We start from the raw sequence: 23,399 nt of genomic DNA, 5'->3' as shown, positions 1-23,399 counted from the left end.
AATAATTAGTTGATCCTATTTGACGAAAACATAAAAGGATTGAGAGGTGTATCTTGTCTTTAGCCGAAAGAACCAATATTTTAAAATTCTTAAAGTACGAATAGAATGATTCATTATCATTTTATATACACAAAACTCCTTAATTTCTTAAGGAGTTTTTGTGTGTATTCTAAAGAAAGTATTTCGCAGTCTTGCCTGAATTAGGGAACTAATATCCGTAGTCTAGTATCCAAAATTCGTTACCTGAAAAGCTTCCATTCTTCTGCTTTGTCCAACAGTTCCGGCAACCTGACCACTGCTTACCCATGGTAACCAGCCTAATTCTGCCACATAAGCTCTGTAGTAACTTGCAGCATATACCTGAATTGCCTCCATTCTTCTGCCTAAACCAACGGTTCCTAATGTTCTCGAACATCCCTGATCGTACCAACCAAGTCCTTCTACGTGAGCAATTCCAATTTTACAAATAGGACTCGGAATGTAACCTCCAAATTCAACAGCCTCCAATTGTCTGCTTTCTCCAATTGTTCCTATTACTTGTCCGTATGGCGTCCATGGCAACCAACCTTTACCTGCTACATGTGCTCTATATCCACTTGTCGCTTCAGCTGCTTTGCCAGTCAGTTTCTTTTCAGTGGCCAGTTCATTCAACTTTTTAAAATAAGCATCGCTTCCGGCTGCTTCTTTGGTTAAATTCCCTGTCTCAAAATCATAAGAATTTCTCAGTATCTCGATTTCACTTTTCTTATTCGATAACTCAAACTCCTTTACCATTAAGCTGATAATTTCGGGTGGAATATTTTGTAAGATCTTGCCATCCGGATCAACGGCAAATTTCAATTCTTTGTTTTGCTCCACAGCCGATGGCTCCTGAGCAATTTCATCTGTTTGACAAGAAATAAAAAGGGATACTAAAAAAGCAACTAAAATAATTTTTGTTTTCATAATACAATGATTGGTTAATTAATGGTTAATACTAATGCTTAATTTTACTTGATTTAACAAAAAATACATTTATACATTATCAGTCAACGACTTAACACTATAACATTTTCAGCAATACATCTTCAAAACAATCTATTTTTAATCATTCTACTATATCAAATATATAAAAATAGTTTTAGTATCATGAGAAATTTCGTATTATATAACCCGCCGTTAAAAAATTTATTCTACCATTTATTTGGGCTGTCTTATAAAAAGGAACCTCGAAAAAGACACTTATTTTTTTTTGAAATTAACATTCAAAGCACCAAAGAGTTTATTTACATTTGTACGCGCAATGGTTCAACTGCATTTTTCGGTGTAGTTGATTAAAAGGGAATTAGGTGCAAATCCTGAACAAGCCCGTTACTGTAAGTTTCATGCAACATTTTGACAGATTGCTGTTGATTTTTCAAATCTCCAAAATCTAATCTTTTGCCACTGCATTTTTAGAAATGTGGGAAGGTTGCTCAAAATGGAAACAAGTCAGGAGACCTGCCACTGCTTAATAGTTTAAAGTTTTCGTGGAGCAAAACTTTAAGCCCGAACACAAACATCAAATTCAAATTTGGTTTTCGTTTTCGTTTTTTCGCTTTTAAAGCAAAAACAAGAATAGAAAATAATACTCTTTTCGTTTATGAATAAATTTTTAATTGCATTAGCCACAACTCTATTCCTCACTGGATGTTCCAAAGATGAGACACCTTCCGAAGTGGTATTACCGGAAGTAACATTTGATGAACCAACAAATGGTTTTACAATTGAAAAAATGCAATGGTTTCACCTCCAGCCTAAACTTAAAAATCCGGATAACGTGACTTATACCTGGCTGTTAAATGGAAAAATAATTGCGACCACACTTGATCTAATGTACGTGTTTGCACAAGCCGGAACCTATAAAATTGACTTTAGAGTAAAAAACAATTCCGGTGAAATCTTTAAAAAAATCACCGTTAATGTAAAAGAAAAAACCTATCTGAACGGAGTCAAAAATGTCTTTGATTTTTTTCCTGCTCCCGGGCAATTTACAAATGCGCTACCCGAAGCAACTGTAAAAGACACTGACGAAACCATGCGAAAAAAAGCAGAAACGGCACTTACAACAGGAAGCTTGGTAAGTCTTGGAGGATTTGGAGGTTATATCGTAATGGGATTTGACCATACGATTATCAATAAAGAAGGCAACGATTTTATTGTCCTTGGAAATGCGTTCAGCAATTGGGCCGAACCCGGTATAATCATGGTTTCCAGCGATGTAAACAACAACGGAAAAGCAGATGACGAGTGGTACGAAATTGCAGGCTCAGAGCACAATAAACCAACAACCATCAAAAATTACGAGCTGACGTATTACCAACCCAAAAGCGAACCTGAAAATCCATCGGAGCCCAATTACATTCGTTGGACTGATAATCAAGGACAAACAGGTTATATTTCTAAAAATGCTTATCATAGCAATCCTTTCTATCCAACCTGGAAAGGCACCAGTATTACCCTAAAAGGAACTTTCTTAAAAGCCAACCTATTCGATAAATCCGGAACAGGCACGTATTGGGTAAACCCTGCCTACGACTGGGGCTATGCCGACAATTGGTCCAACACCGACGAAAAAGCCCAAATCGATATCAATTGGGCCGTAGATAAAAAAGGAAACCCTGTAAAACTACAAGGAATTAACTTCATCAAAGTCTACAATTCAAACCGTGCCGAAGGTGGATGGCTAGGGGAAGTTTCTACTGAAATTTCGGGTTTTAAAGATTTGAATTTATAAAGTCATAAAACATTCGTTTACAAACAAAAGCTTCAGGACAATCTGAAGCTTTTTTAGTTCTATCACAAAAGAGATCACTTTTACTTCCCCAAACTTTGCGACCCTTGAACAAAACTTAGCGCTCCTCGCGTTTAAATTCACACAGAACTTTCCATAAAAAAAGTGCTCAGCAAGTGTGATTTCTCCTTCGTCGAAAGGACAAACTATGCGCAGAAAAAAAATACAACCAACAAAATAATTCACGCCAATTCGTGAAATTCATGGCAAACATTTCCCTTTGTAAAGTACCAATTATCCACTTTCGAAAGGACAAACATTACGCAGCAAAAAAACGCAACCAACAAAATAATTCGTGCCAATTCGTGAAATTCGTGTCAAACATTTTTCTTTATAAAGCACTAATCCTCCTCTATGAAAACAAAAAAAAGACCATCTCAATAGACAGTCTTCCGCATTTTTACTAAGTAAAATGACCTAAGCCATAAACAAAGCATATTTATTATAGTCATACAAAACCTTATCGTAAGGCACTAATTTAGGATTTATAACTTCAGAAGAAGCATCAAATTTAATCCCGTTATGTTTTCTGAACAAATAGATCTCTTTCAGGCAATTTGATAAACTCTGGTGAATAGACGTGGTAAAAGTTGGCAATTGTTTATCACCTACCAATAAATCTATTTGATAATTTGAACTGCTTTTAGAAAGGTTATTACCAATGATTCTTATTGTAAATTGTGTCTCCTTTCCGTATTGCTCACCTTTATATTGTACTACCATAATTTTATAATTAAAAGGGTTAATTTAAGATTTTATTTTTCATTCCAAGATTGATAACTAAAGTTATGAAAAAAAAGCAAATGAATAAAAAATAGCTTCAAAAATAAATGTTATTTAAATCATGTCCAAAAGTTACAGCGTCTTTATGAAGATTTCTGTCTAGTCAAAAGCACAAGACCGCAAACCAGAAAAAATCCTCCTAATCTTTTTAATCTGTGGCGAAATAAAAAAAAAGATCTGCCACAGATTAAAAGGATTGAAAGGATTACTTTTTTCTACAGAGTGACTATGAGTCTTCTTTTCATACGGATAAGGTTTGACCTAAAAAAAAACACGAATTGCACGAATTAACACGAATTGATTAGTGGAAATTTGTGAGATTCGTGGCTATAAAAACATCCCGATAAAGTCTAACCTAAAAAAAACACGAATTACACGAATTAACACGAATTGATTAGTGGAAATTCGTGTAATTCGTGTCCATAAAAACATTCCAGAAAGGTTAGCTTCAAAAAAAACGCCACAAATTGCACGAATTGATTAGTGAAAATTCGTGTAATTCGTGTTCATAAAAACATTCCATAAAATTTAGCTTCAAAAAAAAACGCCACAAATTGCGCGAATTGATTAGTGGAAATTCGTGTAATTCGTGTTCATAACAATTCCGTACTCCACTCACTTTTGGGCAGAAAAAAACCGTAACGAATTACGGTTTTCAACAATTAACTAAATATATTTAATCAACTTTTTAACGAGAGTGAAATTCATTCATAAGCATGATTAATTTTGGGTAACAATTGTAGTTTCTTTTTCATTATTAATTTCTAACAAAACCGGATCTCCGTTTTCGTCAAACATCGTCATATTCAGTGCATCTAATAACACCAGGTTTTTAGAAACGGTTCCTTCAAATTTATTGTATGAAAGATTCATTTCAGACAAATTATGCAACTTCTCCAGCCCTTTTGGAATTTCACCTCCAAAACTATTGTCAAACAGACTCAAATTTTCAAGAGCAGAAAAATTAAGTATTTCATTACTTAAGTTCCCGGACATCTTATTATTATTGAGCAACAATACCTTCAATGTCTGAATTTTATATAAAGAACCCGGCAGTTGCCCTTCCAGTTCATTATTAAACAACGACAGTATTTCTAACTGCTTTAATTTTCCAATCTCTATTGGCAATTCTCCTGAAATTTTATTGGCAAAAAGCTCCAAATTTTTCAGTTTTTTTAATTCGCAAATCGAAGCCGGTAATGTCCCTGATAGCTCATTTAATGAAACATCGAGAACTTCAAGCTCCTTCAGATTTTGAATTGCCACAGGAAGTTGTCCTTTCAGACCATTTTCATGCAAATCGACGGCAATCAGATTTACTAAATCGTAAAACTCACCGGGTAATTCTCCCTGCAAATTATTGTTGGCCAAATTAAGCCCGACAACTTTTCCGTTTTCAGCTGTTACTCCATACCATGTAGCTACTGATAATGACAAATCCCATTTTATTTTCCATTGTGATCCATTAGTAGCATGGTACAACTTAATAAGGGCATCTTTTTCTTTGTCCGAAACAGTATCTGCAAAAATATTTAGAGAAAAAACAAGTGCTAAAAAAAGAGTGATATAACTTTTCATAACAGATTTGGGGGTTTGTTTTCAGGAATAAAATTATACATTTTACAGACATAAAGCACATAATGTCGATAAAGTGTTAATAAGTAATTTATTAACGTTATTTATACTACTTATTACAAATTTCCAAAAGTTTTACTTTATTTGATTAAATTTGACTAACTAATCATAAAAACCTCATATTATGGAAATTAACTTTATTGCACTACTAGTTGCTGCTATCATGACACTTGTCGTTGGTTTTATCTGGTATCATCCAAAAGTCTTTGGAACAGTATGGATGAGAGAAAGTAATCTGACCGAAGAGGTCCTTCGAACCGGAAACATGCTTAAAATTTTCGGATTAACATATGTTTTTTCGCTAATGATTACCATCGTTTTGATGGCATTGACTATTCATCAATCCGGAGCAGTAGGAATGGTCGGCGGCCCTCCGTTGATCGTCAGTGCAAAACCATCGTTTGCTGCTTTTATGGCAGATTATGGAACCGCCTATCGCACTTTTAAACACGGTGCGTTGCACGGTTTTGTCTCAGGCCTGTTTTTTGCTTTTCCCGTAGTTGGGATTAATTCGCTATTCGAAAGAAAATCATGGAAATACATTTTGATTCACGCCGGATTCTGGATCGTCACACTGACTTTAATGGGTGGAATCGTTTGTGCATTTGCCTAACCACATAAAAGAACACAACCCGTTTGAAATCAAAACTCAAACGGGTTTTTCTTAATAATAACTTAAACAGGATTGGTTCTTATAAATATTATCTAATTTTGGCAAAATTAGCATCTACTTTTGAGTACAACTTATTCTTTCCAACTATACAATAGCGCTTCATCACTGCCTTTAGAATGGGATGCGCTAACCACCGAAAACATTTTTTTGACCCGGAAATATCTCGAAGTACTCGAAAAATCTTCTCCGGCCAATATGCTTTGTCATTTTATTGGGATTTTTAAAAATGACAACCTAATCGGAATCGCTTTAACTCAATTTATTTTCGCAGAAAAACTCGAATCTTTTGGAGAACGGGATCAATGCTTAAAAACATCGGTTCGTAATTTTGCATTCAAGAATTTTGCTTCGCATGTTTTGTTTGTGGGCAACAATATGCTTACGGGACAAAATGCTTTTTCTATTGCTGAAAATGCGAATCAGGCAAAAGTGATTAAAACACTCCACAAAGCCATCACTGAACTCAAAAAGGAGCTTAGAGCAAAAGGGAAGAAAGTTCATATTACCAGTATAAAAGACTTTACCGAAAGTGAGATTGAGCCTTTAAAAAGTGAATTCAAAAACAACTTTACCTTCTCTACCCAGCCCAATATGATTTTTGAAATCAATTCAAATTGGAAAACGGAACAGGATTATATTGAAGCACTCTCTAAAAAATATCGCGACCAATACAAACGCGCCCGCAAAAAAGCAGAAGGAATCGAAAAACAAAAAATGTCGCTGGATGAAATCATAAAACATGAAGATACGATTTATGATCTTTATTTTCATGTGGCGAAAAATGCACCTTTCAACACTTTTTTTCTAGCTAAAAATCATTTCCGCACTTTTAAAGAAATCATGAAAGAAGACTTTCTTTTTTATGGTTATTTTTTAGATGAAAAGTTAATCGGATTCAATACTTTGATTCAAAATGGCGCTGTGATGGACACCTATTTCCTAGGCTATGACGAGAGCATTCAGCGTGATAAAATGCTATACCTCAACATGCTTTATGATATGATCGCCTATTCCATCAATCATGGATTTTCGGAAGTTGTATTTGCCAGAACTGCTCTCGAAATAAAAAGTTCCGTAGGTGCAAAACCTGTAAAAATGTACGGTTTAATCACCCACAGCAATGCTTTAATCAATAAAAACATCGGTAAACTATTTGATTACCTGGAGCCCAAAACGGAATGGAAAGAAAGAAATCCTTTTAAATAATTCTAAGGAATGGCTATTTTCATTTGTTTGTGCAGAATATGAATATCCAAAGAAGTCTGCGCGCCGCAATACTCCCCGTCAATCTGAAAATTAACCGGATAATTGGTTTTAATAGTAGCTTTATCGGTCGAAATGATCACAATATCCTCGGAATCAATGGGCATATTTCCCGTAATAATCTTTCCAAGCAATAATAAATCGAGGCTTTTAAGAATCACCAATTCAAACTTACCGTCGTTCATTGCTCCGTGAGGATTGATCGTGACACCTGTTCCGTATTTCTGAGAGTTCGCAATGACAATCATTCTTGCCGTGTGCTCGCTTGTTTCTTTATTAGTCGTAATTGTGGCAACAAAAGGATCATTGGAATCCACCAGCGTCGTGTAGGCCTGCAAAGCGTAGCCCCAAATGCCTCTCCAATTACTTTCTTCGTAGTTTTTTACTAAATCAGCATTGATCCCGATATCACTCAAGTGAATGCTTTTCTTGCCGTTAATAGAAATCATATCTATTTCCATATAAGAATGCAGAAAAGCAATTTCCAGATTCTCTTCTGTTGAATCCGGTAAATTTAAATCGACAGACAAACCATTGGCAGAACCGGCGGGCAAAATACCAATTACAATATCGTATTGCTCCATTGCTTCGGCAACCATTTTTATAGTTCCGTCACCACCAGCCACTACAATTCTTTGGGGACTGCATTGCTCATAAAGCAATTGTATCGCTTTAACATCGGACTGGCCTGTGGTTTCATACACCACCAAATTGAAGTTATTTGTGATCGAAAACTCATAGACAGCCTCCATTAAATCTGACTTATCCAAATCACCCGAAATAGGATTTACAACAAAAACAATATTCTTTTTCAAAATTTAATTTCTAAAACCGATTAAAATAATTAATTTCCAACTTTATATAAAAGTACACAATTAATGAAGCCAATTCTACAATTATACCGGGGTTATGCTAATGATCAGGAATTAATCGTGATGGGGCATGTCTTTAAAACATTGTATGATTATGATTTTCAGAAGAAAAACTTCAAAAACGCTACTTCTATCGTCAACTTATTCCGGATAAAAACCATTCGAAATTTTGATGTCTACCTAAAATTCGGTCATCAGGAAATTCACTCGAAAACACTTGATGATGGTTATTTTAAATTTTGTATTCCAATTCAGGATGAGCCTAATTTTGGATGGATGGAATATGAAGTCAGCATCCGATATAAATCAGAAATTATAACCGCAAAAGGCAGTTTTATACGGCCTCACGAAGGCAATCTTGGAATCATATCGGATATCGATGATACTTTTTTGATTTCTCATACGCGAAATGTCTTCCGAAAAATATACATTCTTTTATTTAAAAATGTCAACGACAGAAAGGTTTTTAATGATGTCGTTCCGCATTATCAGGCTTTAAGTTCTGCCGGAAGAAACAATAAAGAAGAAAAAAACGCCTTTTTTTTTGTTTCCAGCAGTGAATGGAATTTATACAATTTCATCGTAAAATTTACCAAAATACACCGACTGCCCAGAGCTGTTATTTTATTGAAGGATATCAAAACCGGAATCACCGATTTTTTTATGAGTGGCAGAGGCAATCACGATCATAAATTTGACAAGATCAAACATGTTTTAGAGTTCTACCCCAATCTGCAGTATGTTCTGTTGGGAGATGATTCGCAACATGATCCTGTTTTGTACGAACGCATTTGTAAAATATTTCCCGTAACCGTAAAAGCGGTTTACATCAGACAAACGGGCAAATATAAAAAAGAAACAACCAAAACCATACTTAAAAACTTAGAAGCTTTAGACATTGCTGTTTGTTATTTTAAGGACAGCAGCGAGGCTATTATGCACTCTAAATCTATTGGAATTATTAAGTGATTTGCGAGATGCTTTTTTTTATTAGATTGTCACCCTGAGCGAAGTCGAAGGGCTGGTTAGGTAAAAAGGGCTTCGACTTCGCTCAGCCTGACAAATGGGAAATAGATGAGATGAAATACGTTTAAAAAAAAACAGATTTTCTATGAATAATTGTACCATAGAAAATCTGTAAACTAAAACTGTGACTGAGACTGTAAACTGTGACCGAGACTAAAAACTGCGACTAAAACCTAGACACTAAAATTATCAATCTCTTCCTGAACGATTTCCCAATCTAATAGTAACTGATCAAGATCTGCTTTTTTCTTGTTGTAAGCTTTGAAAAAAGAAGCGTCTTCTATATGTTTGTCATAATTAGAAGTCAACATTTTATCGTCGTGTTGAATGTCTTTTTCTAATTGTTTGATTTGACTTTCGATTTTACTTAATCTGTTTTGCAGAGCTTTTCCTTTTTTCTGATCTTCGTATGAAGTCTTATTATTTTCTTTTGGAGCAGCTACTTTTGCAACGTCTTTTTTCTCGACTTCACGCATGTTTTCAAGATTGCGTTGCTCTAAGAAATAGTTGATATCACCCAGATATTCTTTTATTTTCTGGTCTTTAAATTCATAAACGATATTCGACATTCCCTGAAGGAAATCTCTATCGTGAGAAACCAATAATAAAGTACCACCGAATTTTTGAAGTGCCGCTTTCAGAACGTTCTTAGATTTGATGTCTAAGTGATTCGTTGGCTCATCCATTAGCAATACGTTGATAGGCTGTAACAATAATTTACAAAGTGCCAAACGGTTACGCTCTCCTCCTGAAAGTACTTTTACTTTTTTCTCTACATCGTCACCACGGAATAAAAATGATCCTAACATATCACGAACTTTAGAACGGTTCGTATCTGTTGCAGCATCTTCCATGGTTTGAAGTAAGGTGATTTCACCATCCAGATATTCTGCCTGATTTTGGGCAAAATAACCCAACTGAACGTTGTGTCCTAACTTAATATTTCCCTGGTATTCAAATTCATTAACCAATGCTTTGATAAAAGTAGACTTACCTTGTCCGTTTTGTCCAACAAAGGCAATTTTACTACCGCGTTCTACCAATAGGCTAATCTCTTTTAGGATTACTTTATCGCCATAACTTTTAGTAACATTCTCTGCCTCAACGACTACTTTTCCGGGTTCTTTTGAAACAGGGAAAGAAATATTCATTACTGAATTATCGTCTTCGTCAACTTCGATTCGTTCTACTTTATCTAATTTTTTAATCAACGATTGCGCCATCGAAGCTTTTGAAGCTTTCGCACGGAATTTCTCGATTAATTTTTCTGTTTCTTCAATCTTTTTGGCTTGGTTCTTTTGAGTTGCCAATTGTTTCTCACGGATTTCGTGACGCAATTCCAAATACTGAGAATATGGTTTATTGAAATCGTATGCTTTTCCTAACGAAATTTCGATCGTACGATTGGTCACATTATCCAAAAACATTTTATCGTGCGATACAATTACCACAACTCCCGGATAATTGCGAAGGAAACTTTCTAACCAAATGATACTTTCGATATCTAAGTGGTTGGTAGGCTCATCCAGCAGCAATACATCATTGGATTGTAATAATAACTTCGCCAACTCGATACGCATTCTCCATCCTCCCGAAAAAGTCTCGGTTTGGTTATTAAATACTTCTCTTTTGAAACCTAATCCTAAAAGAATTTTCTCTGTATCTCCCACATAGTTATAACCTCCTAAAAGATCAAAACGGTGTGTATAATCAGATAAATCTTCAATGATCTGGCTGTATTCTTCACTTTCATAATCGGTTCTGGTAACCAATTGATGATTGATTTCTTCTAATTTTTTTTCAACAATTTTAATCTCAGTAAAAGCTTCATAAGCTTCTTCCAATACGGTTCTTCCTTGTTCGAAATCAATATCCTGGCGTAAAAACCCCATTCGGATATCTTTTTCCTGAGAAATAACTCCTGAATCCGGAGCAAAATCTCTCGCTAACATTTTAAGCATTGTCGATTTACCTGCACCGTTTTTACCAACAAGACCTACGCGGTCTCCTGCTCCTAAACGAAAAGTAACTTCTTCAAATAAAAATGTTCCTCCAAAAGAAACCGACAAATTGTGTATATTAAGCATAATGTATGACTATTGTTGTATGCGACAATGGCTGAATAAACCATTGTTATTTATTAAATTAACGTGTAAACGGGTTGAAAAAACAACCTTTTTTACGATACGTTTTGAAAGTGCAAAAGTATAACAATTAATTGAAGTTTCTACGTTGAAAAACAATAGCTTTTGCAATATTCTCCCGTACAAAAAAACGGACTGAAAATTACATGTAATTTCCAATCCGTTTTTTAATACGTTTATATTCTTTGTGGTTCTAAAAACCTCTTTTCAAAATTAGGCTTCTTTAACCTCCGGCAACATGATCGAAGCCACAACCGAAATTAAAAGAACGCCTCCGATTACCAATAAAGAGTAAACAGAATCGACATGGTAAAATGGCGAAATGATCATTTTTACTCCAATAAAAGATAAAATAATTGCCAAACCATATTGTAATTTACTGAACAAATGAATGAAATTATCCAATAAGAAAAACAATGCTCTAAGTCCTAAAATCGCAAAAATGTTTGAAGTATAAAGAATAAACGGGTCATTTGATATCGCAAAAATTGCCGGAATAGAATCTACTGCGAACAATAAATCGGTAAATTCAATCACCGCAACCACAACTAAAAGTGGTGTTGCTAATTTTTTTCCGTTTTCATATGTGAAGAATTTATCTCCATCGTACTTATCGCTAACACTGAAAAACTTTCTAATCAGTCTTGCTCCTCTTGTATTGTTGTAATCTTCGTCCTCGTCCTCATCTCCTGAAGACCATGATTTGATCCCTGCATAAACCAAAAACAATCCGAAAGCGGTCATAATTAGGTTGATATCGTATTTAAATCCTGGGATTCCTGCAAAGCTTAACAATTTATTCAAATAGGTAAGTTCGATTAAGAAAGCACCTGAGAAGATAAAGATCGCTCTTAAAACTAATGCTCCGATAATTCCCCAAAACAAAACTTTATGTTTGTTTTGATTGGCAACATCAAAAAACTTAAATACTAAAATGAAAACAAAAAGATTATCAACAGAAAGTGCTTTTTCAATCCAATAAGCCGATTGAAATTCATAGAATTTTGCCGATCCGGCGAAGTGGTACACTAAACCACTAAAAATCATTGCTAAACTAATCCAAACTAAAGACCAGGTTACTGCTTCTTTATTGCTTACTACGTGACTTTTTTTATTGAAGATTCCTAAATCCAACAATAGCATGATGACTACTGCGATCGCAAAAACGATAACCAGACCGGGATGTTCTGAAAAAATTGGGTGTTGATTCATTTTAGATATTAATTAAGTTAAATTTTAAATTTTATGTATTAGCCATTGTTATTACGATCACTCTTCCTCCTTCTTCTTTTGAAAGAAGTATTTTTTTTCCATCGGTAAGTTCTACCATGGTGCCTATTGGAATTTCTTTATCTTCTGTCAAATCTTTCAACGAATTCAACTTCTGATTGACCAATACCCACTTCCCTTTGAAAAAAGTAAAATAACCAACCGGTACTTTTTGCTCCGGGGTCAATTTCTCATTTCTGGCAATATTACGATTAACGTGCCATAGAAACAAATATTGATCATTATAAACCATTAGTCTATGATTCTCGGGCTTCCAAACGGTGTCCTGATATTGATAGTACAAGTCTAAAACCGGAAGTGTCCCTTCGTGAGCTGTTCCGCAAAACGGGCATCTTGGACGATTTGTATTGTCAAAAACATACCATTTTTGTTCGCAAGCCGTATTATGGCATTTCTGCATTAAATCGGTTGTTTTTAATAAGGCATTTTCCCACTCTTCTGCATTAGGTCTTTGCATTGGATTGTGCAATCCGTCTATAAAAACTTTATCAAACAATGTTTTTAAATAAGGTCCCGTGATTGCGTACGGCAACTTGGCAATATCTGCCCAAGGCAAATCCCATTTTGAAATCTGATTGAGTTTGGGTCTGTTCGTAACATCTGTTGGGTGCTCGATAAACATTGCCCTCTCTCCCATCGACAACAAATCGTCTTTTTCGGTATCTAAATCGTGTACTTTTCCTCCTTTTAATGGATGCCTGTGCAGCAAAAACATATAAATAAGAACAGGCAGTGCATGCAAATCCGTAAGTCTGTTGGGTAATTTTCTGTTGGGATCTGATTTGTCTAAATGTTTGGTAGCAAGTACTTCGGGGGCAATAAATTCTGCCGTACCAATTACTTCTGCTTGAAACACACCCGGCACGACCAATCCGTCTAAATCAATCATACAAGCCGATCTTTCAACGGGATCAATCAAAACATTATTGTACGACAAATCAGAATGTGCCAATCCCATCGCGTGCATCTTTTTTACGCCTCGTGACAGATTTACACAAACCTGAAAATAGCTCAGCCAATCTCCCAACTCTGAATTTGCAACCCGCAACGGGAAATGTGGATTTCTGAACTTAGGCCCTGCAAACCATTTTCCGTTTTTTTCTTTTCCTTGAATTAAATCGCTCGTCTGATATCCTTTTCTAAAGAAAAACTTCGAATGGTAAACCGGAACAATTATCCCTGTGAGACCATTATACCCGATGACATCGGTTGGCCATCTGAACACTTCATTTAAATAATAATCACTCGCTTCACCCTCCTTAATCTGAGCAAAATATTTACCGGTTATGCGCTGCAATCTTTCTTTTTGATTGTCGTCTAACTTGTCTCTAAAAATAGCGACGACATATTTTTTATCAGGACTAAAATAAACATCTTTTACCCCACCGCGCATGGGTTCACCATTATCAACAAATTGATAGGTTTTTGTGGTGTCGTTTATTGATTTTACCGTAACTATACTCATCTTCTAGTAAATTATAGCAAGAGTTCTGTCGTCGTGATTTCCGGGGCTCCAAAAATCCATCCAGTCCGAGAGCTGTGTTGCAATAGCTGCATTGTCACGCTCAAAATCTACTTTGGCTTTTTCTGCATTATCGCCTTTCAAATCGGACAGAAATGCCTTCCATTTCTCTATTTTTTCTAAGTTGGCTTCAACCTCAAACTTTGGATCATAGATTCCGTCGGTCATCAATACCAGATAAGAGAAATCATCTACTATTTTAAAACCAAATCGGGACGAAAAATTCTCGTTTTGAAAGATTTCCGGCATGGTTATAAATCGGGTGCCACCACCAAATTCTCCAGCGTCTATAAGATTCATTAAACTTACCTCAGTTAAATCTTTGCTGATCAAATTTATCGGGCAATCTCCAACTCCAAAGCTTAAAATGGCATAACCAAAATCATATTTTTTAACCAAAGTAAAAATCAAAGTGGCATGAAAATTTTTCAATTCCTCACCCTGCTCTGTTGCAAATTCTGCTATCTTTTGATTTACAAAATGTGCCGCTTTCGACAGATTAGTACATACAAAATCGTTTGTTTTTTGAATTAATTCCGGATCTTTTTTAGCATAATAATTTAGCGCCAACTCTTCGAACTTGCTCCAAATTTCAGTATTTAAATGGGTTTCAAAATAGTCAATTATAGCATAACACGCTAATTTTGATCCTTTTCTGGACAGCGTTGCAGAACCTGCTCCGTCCGAAACAGCCAAAACGCTCCATCCGTTTGCTTCGAAATTTCTGAATGCAAAATCATCTTCTCTAAAAGAACCTACATTAGCATGACTGCGACCTCTTTTGGAAGCGACTACAATATTTTTGTCCAAAAAAACAGCTGAAACAGCTACATTGTCTTCTTTACTAAAAGGGGCATTGGGATCACTTTCAATATTTTTCCACAATGACTTTGGATCCGGGTTTATGATCAGCGTAACTATTTTTTCGTTTAATAGCGCTTCCTCAGCTTCTCCCTCTATTTTAAAACGTAATTTTATTTTTAAATCGCCGCTTCTTTTTGGGATTCCAAAAAGCAATTTTTCGGCAGCATCAAAATAAAGTCCTGTTTCTTCTAAATTTTCAATTTCGTAAAAAATAATATCTTCCCAACCCAGTTTTATAAAGTCAATTTTTGATTCATATTCTTTATTCACCGTACCGTTGGGCAAGAAAAAAGAATGCTGCATAATATCGTCAATTCTATTCTTTAACTTCCAATTGTCCATAATCAGCTGTTGCTTTTCTTTTATTATTTTTACTGCTGCACTGTTTGTTTCATCACTAATAAAATCTTCAAAAAGCGATTCTTTGCTTTTTGGAATATCGATTTTATTTTGGAATAAAAAAGACTGAAGATATCTTTTGGTCTCTTCCATAAGTGTTATCCTTGGGTTCTGCTGACATCAAAACCACCTTCTCCGTAACCATAAGATCCCTGATTATGGCACCACGGACAGGTACTGATCTCTTCGTCTCCAATACAATGTATTTTATCGCAAACACAGACTGCAAAAGCAATTTGGTTCCCACAACAAGGGCAGGTAGGAAATCCAGTGAGTTCTTCTGTATTTACGGTAGTATTAAAGGTCGATTCGTCTGCCAATTCGAAATAAGAATTATCGACTTGGTATGCGCCAACGAGTTTGTAATTTTTTGAACTCAATTCAACTCCTGCATAAATTGACGGTGCAATTGTTTTGCGGTATTTCATCAAATACGGTCTTTTTGAATTTTGACATTTACCGTTCAAAACCACATAATTATCATCAACATATTGTCTAACAGGTTCTGCTTTGGTCAAATCTATTTTAGAAAGTGTTTCGCCTTCTAATTTTGCCAATTCAAAACCTGATGAATTATTCTCGACACTAATACTGCTTGTCTTGATCGAATCAGTAACCCATCTGAAAAACTCTTTATACGATTGTACATTGGTGTTTTTAAAATGAAGTACATTTTCTGTCAACTGCCCCAATAATTTTGTATCGGTTTCGTTTCCGAAAGAAACAGCAATTAAATTAGCGGTTCGTTGCCAATTTTCTTTCCATTCGTTTATGGCGGCCTGACTGTCGTCGGTTGGTACTCCGTCTGTAAACAGAAATACAATTGGTTTCCAGTCTCCCTTTACTTCATAAGTTGTTTTTACAATATTATTTCTTAATTCGTACATCAAATGTCCTAATCCCTTACTCAATGATGTTCCACTTCCAACTGGAAATTTAGGCGGATAAAAACTCACTATTTCCTGTAAGGGTACCAATGTTTTTGGCTGACCTGCAAAAACAATGATCGAAACAAAAACCGTTTCCAGCGCATGTGGATCTGTTTTTAATGCCTGAATTATGGTGGCTAATCCTTCTTCAACTTGCTGAATGGGTTCTCCAACCATTGATTCCGAGATGTCAATCAAAAAATATATGGGTAATCTTCTCATTTTATGAAGAATTTTAAAACATTAAAAAATATTTATTATAACCTGTTTTGGGGAATCAGCTAATTTTTTTAACACATAGACACATAGATTTTGAATTTATAAATTGAAACGTTTCAAGAAAATTATATTTTCTTCACATAAGCTTATGCGATTTATTTTAAGTGAAACGTCTTTTTTATACTTTACTAGCTATGGCTCTATGTGTTAAAATTAATTGAACCCAATGGGTTACTATAATCCGCTAGGTGCAATTCTGCTAAATCTTTTTAACACATAGAAACATAGATTTTGAATTTATAAATTGAAACGTTTCAAGAAAATTATATTTTCTTCACATTAGCTTATGCGATTTATTTTAAGTGAAACGTCTTTTTTATGCTTTGCTAGCTATGTCTCTATGTGTTAAAATTAATTGAACCAATGGGTTACTATAATCCGCTAGATGTAATTCTGCTAAATCTTTTTTAACACATAGAGACATAGATTTTGAATTTATAAATTGAAACGTTTCAAGAAAATCATACTTTTTTCACATAAGGTTATGCGATTTATTTTAAATGAAACGTCTTTTTTTATGTTTTGTTAACTATGTCTCTATGTGTTAAAATTAATTGAACCCAATGAGTTACTATAACCCTCTAGGTGTAATTCTGCTAAATCTTTTTAACACATAGAGACATAGATTTTGAATCTATAAATTGAAACGTTTCAAGAAAATTATATTTTCTTCACATTAGCTTATGCGATTTATTTTAAGTGAAACGTCTTTTTATATGTTTTGTTAGCTATGATTCTATGTGTTAAAATTAATTGAACCCAATGGGTTATTACAACAACTTATATCCTAATTACTAAACTACTTTGATACGGGTTTTCGAAAAACAAAATAGTAGTAAAATTTACGATTGAAGAAGTCGAAAATTGATTTAAGTTACCTTCCGAACTTGTCTTTGTCAGACAACAATTCGAAAATGTAAACTTAAAACTGAATTGATCAGGATTAAATGACTACCGTTATTTCGCTTGGTGGTGGTGGCAGCAGTACGCTTTCTCCGGTTCCCTGGCTTTTATTCCCTTGTTCGATCGTTTCAGAGACCCATTTAAAAAATTGTTTTAAAGTCGAGCTGTCTGCTGAGGCCAAATGAACGACATTGGCAGTAAGTTCCTTAAGAATACTATCATCTGCCATGTGACCGGCTGCACAACCTACAACAGCGCCAAAATTTAACGCTTTAATTTCTTGCGTTTTTTCTCTGTAAAACTGAATATCCGAAGGTTTTCCATCGGTAAAAACAAAAAGTAAAGGTTTCCAGTCTCCTTTTTGAGTCGGGGAACCTTTTATTACTTCTGCATTTACTTTCTGAATTATAAAATCTAATCCGGCTCCTGTATTGGTAGGACCACTTTGTGGACAAGTAATCTCCGGAAGCTGAAAATGAACCAACTCGGTTAAGGGTACAATCTCTTTTACTTCTCTGTCAAAAGTTACAATACTGATCCAAAGCGAATCTAAAGCTTGTGCATCTGAACGCAGATTATTAATCATACCGTTCAACGCATTATTCAAAGCCTGAATAGGTTCGCCGTACATTGATCCGGACGTATCTAATAAAAAATATACTGGTAATCGTCTCATCGTACTATTTTATTTATAGTGGAATACTAAAGGTATGACGCTACAATTTTATGAATAGTTTGTCCTAAAAAAGTATCTGCTGTCGGGTCACCAATGGCACTAAATTTCCATTCGTTATTTCTTTTGTATAGCTTCCCCATGATGATCGAACGTTTGTTTACGTATTGCGAATCTGCAGAAACGTTATAAGAGGCAAACTCAGAAACCACTCTGGTTGGAGTTCCTTCGTACATTCTGATTTTAGCGTAAGGAATTTGAGAGAAATCTTCCGTCCCGGCATTATTCAGGAAGAAAAATATCTGGTTTACGTTTGCATTAACTTTCGATAAATCAACTGTAATGATTTCGTTGTCAAGACCATCATCTCCACCGGTATCTCCGGCAAGATCATCGCCTGTATGTTTTAAAGCCCCGTCAGAGGTTAACAATTTACCTTGTGGCAAACCAAATTGCTGTAAAGCTTCTATTCTGTATAAAGGAGAATACAAATGATCACAAATTTTATTTTGATCGTCAATAAGTACACAACTTAAATCTAAGTCGATCTCTTTTATGTTTTTAGATAATCCTAAAAAACCTTTAGTTTCGATAGCTCCCCAGTTCACACCAACACAGAAATCGGTTAGTGTTTCACCACTTGATTTTCTTAAATCAATTTTTTGTCCTTTGGTTAAGTTAATTGCCATGTTTGTAAATTGTGTTTAATTAGTTGTATTTATTTAAGTAATCTTGTAAACCACCTTTCATTCCGATACCAACTGCTTCAAATTTCCACTCTTCGTTTCTTTTGTAAATTCTTCCAAATTCAACGGCTGTTTCGATAGAGAAATCTTCATCAAGCTCGTACTTCACCAATTCTACATTAGATTGATCTAAAATTCTGATAAACGAATTTCTGATTTGTCCAAAATTTTGTCTTTTTGTATCGGCATGATGAATGGTAACTACGAAAGAAATCTCAAAAACATCCGGTGAAATTTTTGATAAGTCTATTTGTATTTTTTCATCATCTCCGTCTCCTGCTCCTGTTAGGTTATCTCCTGCGTGAATAACCGCCTGATCCGGTGATTTTAAGTTGTTGTAATAAATAAAATGATTGTCATTTGGAAGTTTTCCATTTGCACCAACTAAAAATACTGACGCATCCAAATCAAAACTTGTCCCGGTGCTGCTTGCATTACTATCCCATCCTAAACCTACAGTAAATTTAGGCGCATCAATACTTTGTCTTTGTCCTTTCTCTAAGTTAATTGCCATTTTATTCTTTAATTAATATTAATATTCAACATTGTTTTTAAAATATTTGTTTGTTCATCAACGTTCTGTAATTCGTCCAGAAAATCTACTGATGAAATTTTTTCGTGGTATTCTTTTAACACCTCGAGAACTGTTTCGGGCAGCGTTGTTTTTATCGTACTGAGTTCTTTCTTTAACTCGGCATTTTTGGTTTTCAAATCTCTCAAAATACTTTCTTTGGCAGAACCGTTTTTCGAAATATCAACTCCTAACGTCACTTCTTCATTCCAGAAATAAAACGATTTTTCGTTCGAGACAAAAACAAATTTGTCATTAGAATCTCTAAACTCGTAAATCTCTATGGTCTCGTTGTTGCAAACCAATCCACACAAAAACTTGATTTTAAAATTCAGGATGTTTAACCGTCCTAAAAGTTTTTTTTCAAATTTAGCATGTGCATTTTCGTATACGCTTTTATTGAATTGGGAAAGCTTTTCATATTGCTCAATTGTAATCTCTCTGTAATATTCGGCCTGAATATTTTGAGAAAAAGCCACTATGTCATTCCAATTAAAAAAACTGTCGGTATCTGAAACGAACAACTGATAAAGTTCTTCGATCTTTTTGGACATGTTTTGTGCGTGAAGCTGCATTTGTTTGGCAAACTTGGTCTCACCGATTTCTAATTTTAATTTTGATACAATATCATCATTAATATAAATCTCGTCTGTGATTAAAAGATACTGCTGCTCTTTTGATTTTTTTATTTTTTGAAACAAATCGATCAGACTGTTGGTAAACTGAATATGAAATAATTCTAATTTATTAATGTCTAATATTCGATTGTTTTGAAATAGCGTATGAATGATTTTCGTTCTTACCAAAACCCCAACAAGATCCTTGTGATTAAAGAAATTGGATAACAATTCTAAAATCACAAGTTTTCTGTTACTGTCTTTTATTATTCGAAGATAGCTCTCCTCTTCCTCCTGCATTTATCTAATTTCAAATATTCAATTCTCTAGCTTACGACGCCTTTTTTCAATTCTTGTTCCAGACTTTGTAAACCGGCATCCAATTGTCTTCTGGTTTCTGTACCTTGATCGTGTATTTGTTTTACTTCTGTCAGGGTATCGATCAAAGATTTTGTCGTCATTTTAAGTGTTTCAAGTGAAACGATGGTGTTCTCGTTTTCTCTTGCCACTTCGATACTGTTTTGTTTCAGCATTTCTGCATTCTTTTGCAAAATAGTATTGGTCGTTTCAGACACTCTTCTTTGAATCTCAATATTCTGTTTTTGTCTTTGTAAAGCAACGGCCAATGTAAGTTGGTTTTTCCAAACCGGCATTGTAGTGGTCAAAATAGACTGTGCTTTTTCGGCAATAGAGGTGTTGTTGTTTTGCACTACTCTAATTTGCGCCAAAGATTGCAACATGATAAAACGCACGATTTTCATATCAGCAAGACGTTTGTCTAATCGATTAATGAAGGTTCTTTTATCTGAGATTTGATAATCCTGATAATCGGCACTTTTTCCTTCCATTACAGCAAGTTCTTCGTTCAATTCTTTAAATCGAATTTGCCCTGCAATAATGTGTTTTTCCATTTCTTTGATCAGATTCACATTACCGTCAAACATCGTTTGAAGTGCACTGTTATCTTTCACAGAATTGATCATTCCGGCTTTTACCTTATTACTGATTTTATCAATGTTTACCGTAATTCTGTCGTACTCCTGGAATAACTTTTTTACATCGGTAATTAGTTTATTCAACAAAGGAATCTTAGACAAGAACCTTTTAAACGGCCCTTGATCTAACTGATCTACGTCTACATAATTTAATTCGGTCAGTAAATCATTAATCAAAGTTCCTACCTCACCGGAATTATACGTTCTGACATTGGTCAAAAAAGTATCACTTTGTTTGGCGATCGAGTTTTGAATTTCGGCACCATAATTCAGAATCGAATTGGCGTCGTTTTCATTCAACTGATTGGAGATGGCTTTGTAATTGTTTACATCTGCTTCTGTAACGGAAGCCAGATTTACATTTCCGTCTTTATCAATTAAAGCAGTATTCTCCTGAGTAACTAATTGATTTTCTAACATGATTTTATAAGTGGTTCTGTTGAATAGTAACTATCGTTTGCTCCAGTTTTTTATCGTTTGTCGGTACACCCACTGCGCTAAATTTCCAGTCGTCGTTTCTTTTGTAAAAAACACCTAAAACCATCGATACATTTCCGGCAAAAGTAGCATCGTTTGCAATATCATAACGTGCAAATTCTTCACTTACTCGGGTTGGAGTTCCTTCGTAAATTCTGATAGAAGCAAAAGGAATATCTTTAAAATCCTGTCCTCTGAAACTGTTTATAAAAAAAGCAACGTGGTTAGCAGACGGTGACAGTTGAGAGAAATCTAACGTAATAACTTCGTTGTCTAATCCGTCATCACCATTTAAATCTCCTGTTAAATCATCTCCACTGTGTTTCACAGCACGGTCATTAGAAATTAGTTTTCTAAAGTTTACAGAATCAATGTGATTTTTTTTATCATCATAGATCGCACAGCTGGCATCTAAATCTACCGCTTCTTTTTTAGTACCGAAAAATCCTTTTTTCTCAATAGCGCCCCAGTTTACACCTACGCAAATATTTTGTAATTTTGTACCGTTACTTTTTTCAAGATTAATACGTTGTCCTTTTTCTAAATTAATTGCCATATCTTAGTTATATTTATTTAAGTAATCTTCTAATCCGCCTTTCATTCCGGCTCCCTTAGCTTCAAATTTCCATTGTCCGTCTTTGTTGTATATTCTTCCAAATTCAACGGCCGTTTCTATAGAGAAATCTTCTTCTAATTCGTATTTAACTAATTCAGTCGTATTCGAATCGTCTACAATACGAATGAATGAATTACGCACCTGTCCGAAATTTTGCTTTCTGTTGTGGGCATCATGAATCGTAACCACAACACAAATTTCTTTTGCCGCTGCATCAATTTTGGTTAAATCTATTTTTACTTGCTCATCATCTCCGTCTCCGTCTCCTGTCAGGTTATCTCCTGTGTGAATAACTGATTCATCCGGTGACTTTAGATTATTGTAGAATATAAAATGAGAGTCTGATAATATCTTACCGTTATCTCCCAGAATAAAAACAGAAGCATCAAGATCAAAACCTGAACCTGTACTACTGTTGTTTGTATCCCATCCTAAACCAATGGTGAATTTTGGCGCATTTATATTTTCTCTTTGTCCTTTTTGCAAATTGATAGCCATAATTTAATCTATTTTTATTACGTTAATATTGCTTTTATATTCTAAAATTTGATGATAGTTATTACTAATTGCCAGATGAAATAATTCGTTGCTTTTTGCCGTCGGAATATTGGCTGCCAAAAAAGCAAACTGCTCTGCGTCCAGACTCAAAATAAATTTCACAATTCTGGTATTGTACTGAAAATGCTCACTGTTTATAATAGAAACAATATCTTCTACATTGTGAACTGCAAAATAATTGTAGTGATTTTCGATTTTTGGATGAATTCCTTTGTTTACTAATTCCGCAAAATAAACAAAAACAAAATCTCCTTTTACATCATATTGATCCAGAATCTTTATTACGGTATGCTCATGACTACCGGTAATCTTGATGTCATCAACAAAAATGCAAAGTTTGCCTTCGATAAAATTGCGATCGATGTAATAGGTATCGTTTGAGATTAATTTAACTCTCTCCTCAAAATCCAAATTTCCATAATCGGTAACATAGGTTTGATTTCTGTAAATTTTAGATTCAATACAGGCCTTTTTACCATTTTTAAACAAAAACCCATTGAGTTCTTTTTTAAAATAGTAGCATAAAAAGTTTGATGCTGTCGGAATGGACAAATAAGGACTTGGTAAAATGACAATCTCTGTATTAGACAAGATCAGATCTTTAAATTGAACAGCAAATCCTTCAAACAATTCTTTTGCAAATTGCTCTGCATAGAATTTATCTCCAAATTTAAATCTGCTATAGGCTGCCTCCTCAAAAGGGCAGTTTTCTTTTTCTGTTATTTTGTGTAAGCTGTAACTTTTATTCACTT

21 protein-coding genes and 1 riboswitch are annotated in these 23,399 nt (G+C 34.7%); of the genes, 4 read left to right on the top strand and 17 right to left on the bottom strand.

What is annotated here, in order from left to right:
- Positions 1–222: 222 nt before the first annotated feature.
- Complete coding sequence (locus tag ACHRV3_RS08635) at positions 223–945, bottom strand: hypothetical protein (RefSeq protein WP_395427019.1); 723 nt, start codon at positions 943–945, stop codon at positions 223–225.
- A gap of 321 nt (positions 946–1,266) precedes the next feature.
- Positions 1,267–1,502: riboswitch (cobalamin riboswitch) on the top strand.
- A gap of 119 nt (positions 1,503–1,621) precedes the next feature.
- Here ACHRV3_RS08635 and ACHRV3_RS08630 point away from each other — a divergent pair.
- Positions 1,622–2,755, top strand: a complete 1,134-nt coding sequence (locus ACHRV3_RS08630) for a PKD-like domain-containing protein (RefSeq protein WP_395433954.1) — start codon at positions 1,622–1,624, stop codon at positions 2,753–2,755.
- Between the two features lie 474 nt (positions 2,756–3,229).
- Here ACHRV3_RS08630 and ACHRV3_RS08625 read toward each other — a convergent pair whose 3' ends face one another.
- Positions 3,230–3,535, bottom strand: a complete 306-nt coding sequence (locus tag ACHRV3_RS08625; protein ID WP_047778555.1) for a hypothetical protein — start codon at positions 3,533–3,535, stop codon at positions 3,230–3,232.
- A gap of 780 nt (positions 3,536–4,315) precedes the next feature.
- A complete protein-coding gene (locus ACHRV3_RS08620) occupies positions 4,316–5,173 on the bottom strand; it encodes a Two component regulator three Y domain protein (protein ID WP_230004658.1) in 858 nt (285 codons plus the stop codon).
- Positions 5,174–5,354: 181 nt separating this feature from the next.
- Between ACHRV3_RS08620 and ACHRV3_RS08615 the strand changes: the two genes are divergently transcribed.
- Positions 5,355–5,843 carry a DUF1761 domain-containing protein gene (locus ACHRV3_RS08615; protein ID WP_395433953.1) on the top strand — a complete coding sequence of 163 codons (489 nt, stop codon included), beginning with the start codon at positions 5,355–5,357 and terminating at the stop codon, positions 5,841–5,843.
- A gap of 120 nt (positions 5,844–5,963) precedes the next feature.
- Positions 5,964–7,109 (top strand): GNAT family N-acetyltransferase, encoded by a 1,146-nt coding sequence (locus ACHRV3_RS08610; protein WP_395433952.1) that lies wholly within the window; start codon positions 5,964–5,966, stop codon positions 7,107–7,109.
- 2 nt (positions 7,110–7,111) lie between these two features.
- On the opposite strand, the gene ACHRV3_RS08605 is transcribed toward ACHRV3_RS08610, so the two are convergent.
- Positions 7,112–7,981 carry a diacylglycerol kinase family protein gene (locus ACHRV3_RS08605; RefSeq protein WP_047778551.1) on the bottom strand — a complete coding sequence of 290 codons (870 nt, stop codon included), beginning with the start codon at positions 7,979–7,981 and terminating at the stop codon, positions 7,112–7,114.
- 63 nt (positions 7,982–8,044) lie between these two features.
- On the opposite strand from ACHRV3_RS08605, the gene ACHRV3_RS08600 reads away from it, so the two are divergent.
- Entirely contained in the window at positions 8,045–9,007 is a 963-nt protein-coding gene (locus tag ACHRV3_RS08600; RefSeq protein ID WP_395433951.1) for an App1 family protein, read from the top strand.
- 230 nt (positions 9,008–9,237) lie between these two features.
- On the opposite strand, the gene ACHRV3_RS08595 is transcribed toward ACHRV3_RS08600, so the two are convergent.
- The 13 genes from ACHRV3_RS08595 to ACHRV3_RS08535 form a co-directional block, all read right to left on the bottom strand.
- Positions 9,238–11,151 carry an ABC-F family ATP-binding cassette domain-containing protein gene (locus ACHRV3_RS08595; RefSeq protein ID WP_047778549.1) on the bottom strand — a complete coding sequence of 638 codons (1,914 nt, stop codon included), beginning with the start codon at positions 11,149–11,151 and terminating at the stop codon, positions 9,238–9,240.
- Positions 11,152–11,421: 270 nt separating this feature from the next.
- Positions 11,422–12,420 carry a TerC/Alx family metal homeostasis membrane protein gene (locus ACHRV3_RS08590; RefSeq protein WP_047778548.1) on the bottom strand — a complete coding sequence of 333 codons (999 nt, stop codon included), beginning with the start codon at positions 12,418–12,420 and terminating at the stop codon, positions 11,422–11,424.
- A gap of 31 nt (positions 12,421–12,451) precedes the next feature.
- Entirely contained in the window at positions 12,452–13,963 is a 1,512-nt protein-coding gene (locus ACHRV3_RS08585; protein WP_395433950.1) for a helix-hairpin-helix domain-containing protein, read from the bottom strand.
- Positions 13,964–13,966: 3 nt separating this feature from the next.
- On the bottom strand, positions 13,967–15,376 hold the full coding sequence (locus ACHRV3_RS08580; RefSeq protein WP_395433949.1) for a PP2C family serine/threonine-protein phosphatase: 1,410 nt from the start codon (positions 15,374–15,376) through the stop codon (positions 13,967–13,969).
- Between the two features lie 5 nt (positions 15,377–15,381).
- Positions 15,382–16,434, bottom strand: a complete 1,053-nt coding sequence (locus ACHRV3_RS08575) for a TerY-C metal binding domain-containing protein (protein ID WP_395433947.1) — start codon at positions 16,432–16,434, stop codon at positions 15,382–15,384.
- A gap of 1,000 nt (positions 16,435–17,434) precedes the next feature.
- Positions 17,435–18,070 (bottom strand): VWA domain-containing protein, encoded by a 636-nt coding sequence (locus ACHRV3_RS08570; protein ID WP_230004650.1) that lies wholly within the window; start codon positions 18,068–18,070, stop codon positions 17,435–17,437.
- 26 nt (positions 18,071–18,096) lie between these two features.
- On the bottom strand, positions 18,097–18,756 hold the full coding sequence (locus tag ACHRV3_RS08565; RefSeq protein ID WP_047778543.1) for a TerD family protein: 660 nt from the start codon (positions 18,754–18,756) through the stop codon (positions 18,097–18,099).
- A gap of 19 nt (positions 18,757–18,775) precedes the next feature.
- Positions 18,776–19,327: a TerD family protein gene (locus tag ACHRV3_RS08560; RefSeq protein WP_047778542.1), complete on the bottom strand. Its 552-nt coding sequence runs from the start codon at positions 19,325–19,327 to the stop codon at positions 18,776–18,778.
- An 8-nt stretch (positions 19,328–19,335) separates the two neighbouring features.
- Complete coding sequence (locus ACHRV3_RS08555) at positions 19,336–20,301, bottom strand: hypothetical protein (RefSeq protein WP_395433946.1); 966 nt, start codon at positions 20,299–20,301, stop codon at positions 19,336–19,338.
- Between the two features lie 26 nt (positions 20,302–20,327).
- On the bottom strand, positions 20,328–21,416 hold the full coding sequence (locus ACHRV3_RS08550) for a toxic anion resistance protein (RefSeq protein WP_047778540.1): 1,089 nt from the start codon (positions 21,414–21,416) through the stop codon (positions 20,328–20,330).
- A 4-nt stretch (positions 21,417–21,420) separates the two neighbouring features.
- A complete protein-coding gene (locus tag ACHRV3_RS08545; protein WP_047778539.1) occupies positions 21,421–22,029 on the bottom strand; it encodes a TerD family protein in 609 nt (202 codons plus the stop codon).
- A gap of 3 nt (positions 22,030–22,032) precedes the next feature.
- Entirely contained in the window at positions 22,033–22,587 is a 555-nt protein-coding gene (locus tag ACHRV3_RS08540) for a TerD family protein (protein WP_047778538.1), read from the bottom strand.
- Between the two features lie 3 nt (positions 22,588–22,590).
- Positions 22,591–23,397, bottom strand: coding sequence for a phosphoribosyltransferase family protein (locus ACHRV3_RS08535; protein WP_395427011.1), 807 nt, complete (start codon positions 23,395–23,397; stop codon positions 22,591–22,593).
- Between the last annotated feature and the right edge of the window lie 2 nt (positions 23,398–23,399).

This window comes from Flavobacterium sp. FlaQc-49 (assembly GCF_044005985.1).
Taxonomy (GTDB): Bacteria; Bacteroidota; Bacteroidia; order Flavobacteriales; family Flavobacteriaceae; genus Flavobacterium; species Flavobacterium cupriresistens.
Note: the sequence above shows the minus strand (reverse complement) of the source record. Positions and strands in the feature narration are given on the sequence as shown.

Bases quoted from the DNA above. Each gene is read 5' to 3' on its own strand.
- ACHRV3_RS08635 (WP_395427019.1), bottom strand. From the start codon at position 945: ATGAAAACAAAAATTATTTTAGTTGCTTTTTTAGTATCCCTTTTTATT.
- ACHRV3_RS08630 (WP_395433954.1), top strand. From the start codon at position 1,622: ATGAATAAATTTTTAATTGCATTAGCCACAACTCTATTCCTCACTGGA.
- ACHRV3_RS08625 (WP_047778555.1), bottom strand. From the start codon at position 3,535: ATGGTAGTACAATATAAAGGTGAGCAATACGGAAAGGAGACACAATTT.
- ACHRV3_RS08620 (WP_230004658.1), bottom strand. From the start codon at position 5,173: ATGAAAAGTTATATCACTCTTTTTTTAGCACTTGTTTTTTCTCTAAAT.
- ACHRV3_RS08615 (WP_395433953.1), top strand. From the start codon at position 5,355: ATGGAAATTAACTTTATTGCACTACTAGTTGCTGCTATCATGACACTT.
- ACHRV3_RS08600 (WP_395433951.1), top strand. From the start codon at position 8,045: ATGAAGCCAATTCTACAATTATACCGGGGTTATGCTAATGATCAGGAA.
- ACHRV3_RS08595 (WP_047778549.1), bottom strand. From the start codon at position 11,151: ATGCTTAATATACACAATTTGTCGGTTTCTTTTGGAGGAACATTTTTA.
- ACHRV3_RS08590 (WP_047778548.1), bottom strand. From the start codon at position 12,420: ATGAATCAACACCCAATTTTTTCAGAACATCCCGGTCTGGTTATCGTT.
- ACHRV3_RS08585 (WP_395433950.1), bottom strand. From the start codon at position 13,963: ATGAGTATAGTTACGGTAAAATCAATAAACGACACCACAAAAACCTAT.
- ACHRV3_RS08580 (WP_395433949.1), bottom strand. From the start codon at position 15,376: ATGGAAGAGACCAAAAGATATCTTCAGTCTTTTTTATTCCAAAATAAA.
- ACHRV3_RS08575 (WP_395433947.1), bottom strand. From the start codon at position 16,434: ATGAGAAGATTACCCATATATTTTTTGATTGACATCTCGGAATCAATG.
- ACHRV3_RS08570 (WP_230004650.1), bottom strand. From the start codon at position 18,070: ATGAGACGATTACCAGTATATTTTTTATTAGATACGTCCGGATCAATG.
- ACHRV3_RS08565 (WP_047778543.1), bottom strand. From the start codon at position 18,756: ATGGCAATTAACTTAACCAAAGGACAAAAAATTGATTTAAGAAAATCA.
- ACHRV3_RS08560 (WP_047778542.1), bottom strand. From the start codon at position 19,327: ATGGCAATTAACTTAGAGAAAGGACAAAGACAAAGTATTGATGCGCCT.
- ACHRV3_RS08555 (WP_395433946.1), bottom strand. From the start codon at position 20,301: ATGCAGGAGGAAGAGGAGAGCTATCTTCGAATAATAAAAGACAGTAAC.
- ACHRV3_RS08550 (WP_047778540.1), bottom strand. From the start codon at position 21,416: ATGTTAGAAAATCAATTAGTTACTCAGGAGAATACTGCTTTAATTGAT.
- ACHRV3_RS08545 (WP_047778539.1), bottom strand. From the start codon at position 22,029: ATGGCAATTAATTTAGAAAAAGGACAACGTATTAATCTTGAAAAAAGT.
- ACHRV3_RS08540 (WP_047778538.1), bottom strand. From the start codon at position 22,587: ATGGCTATCAATTTGCAAAAAGGACAAAGAGAAAATATAAATGCGCCA.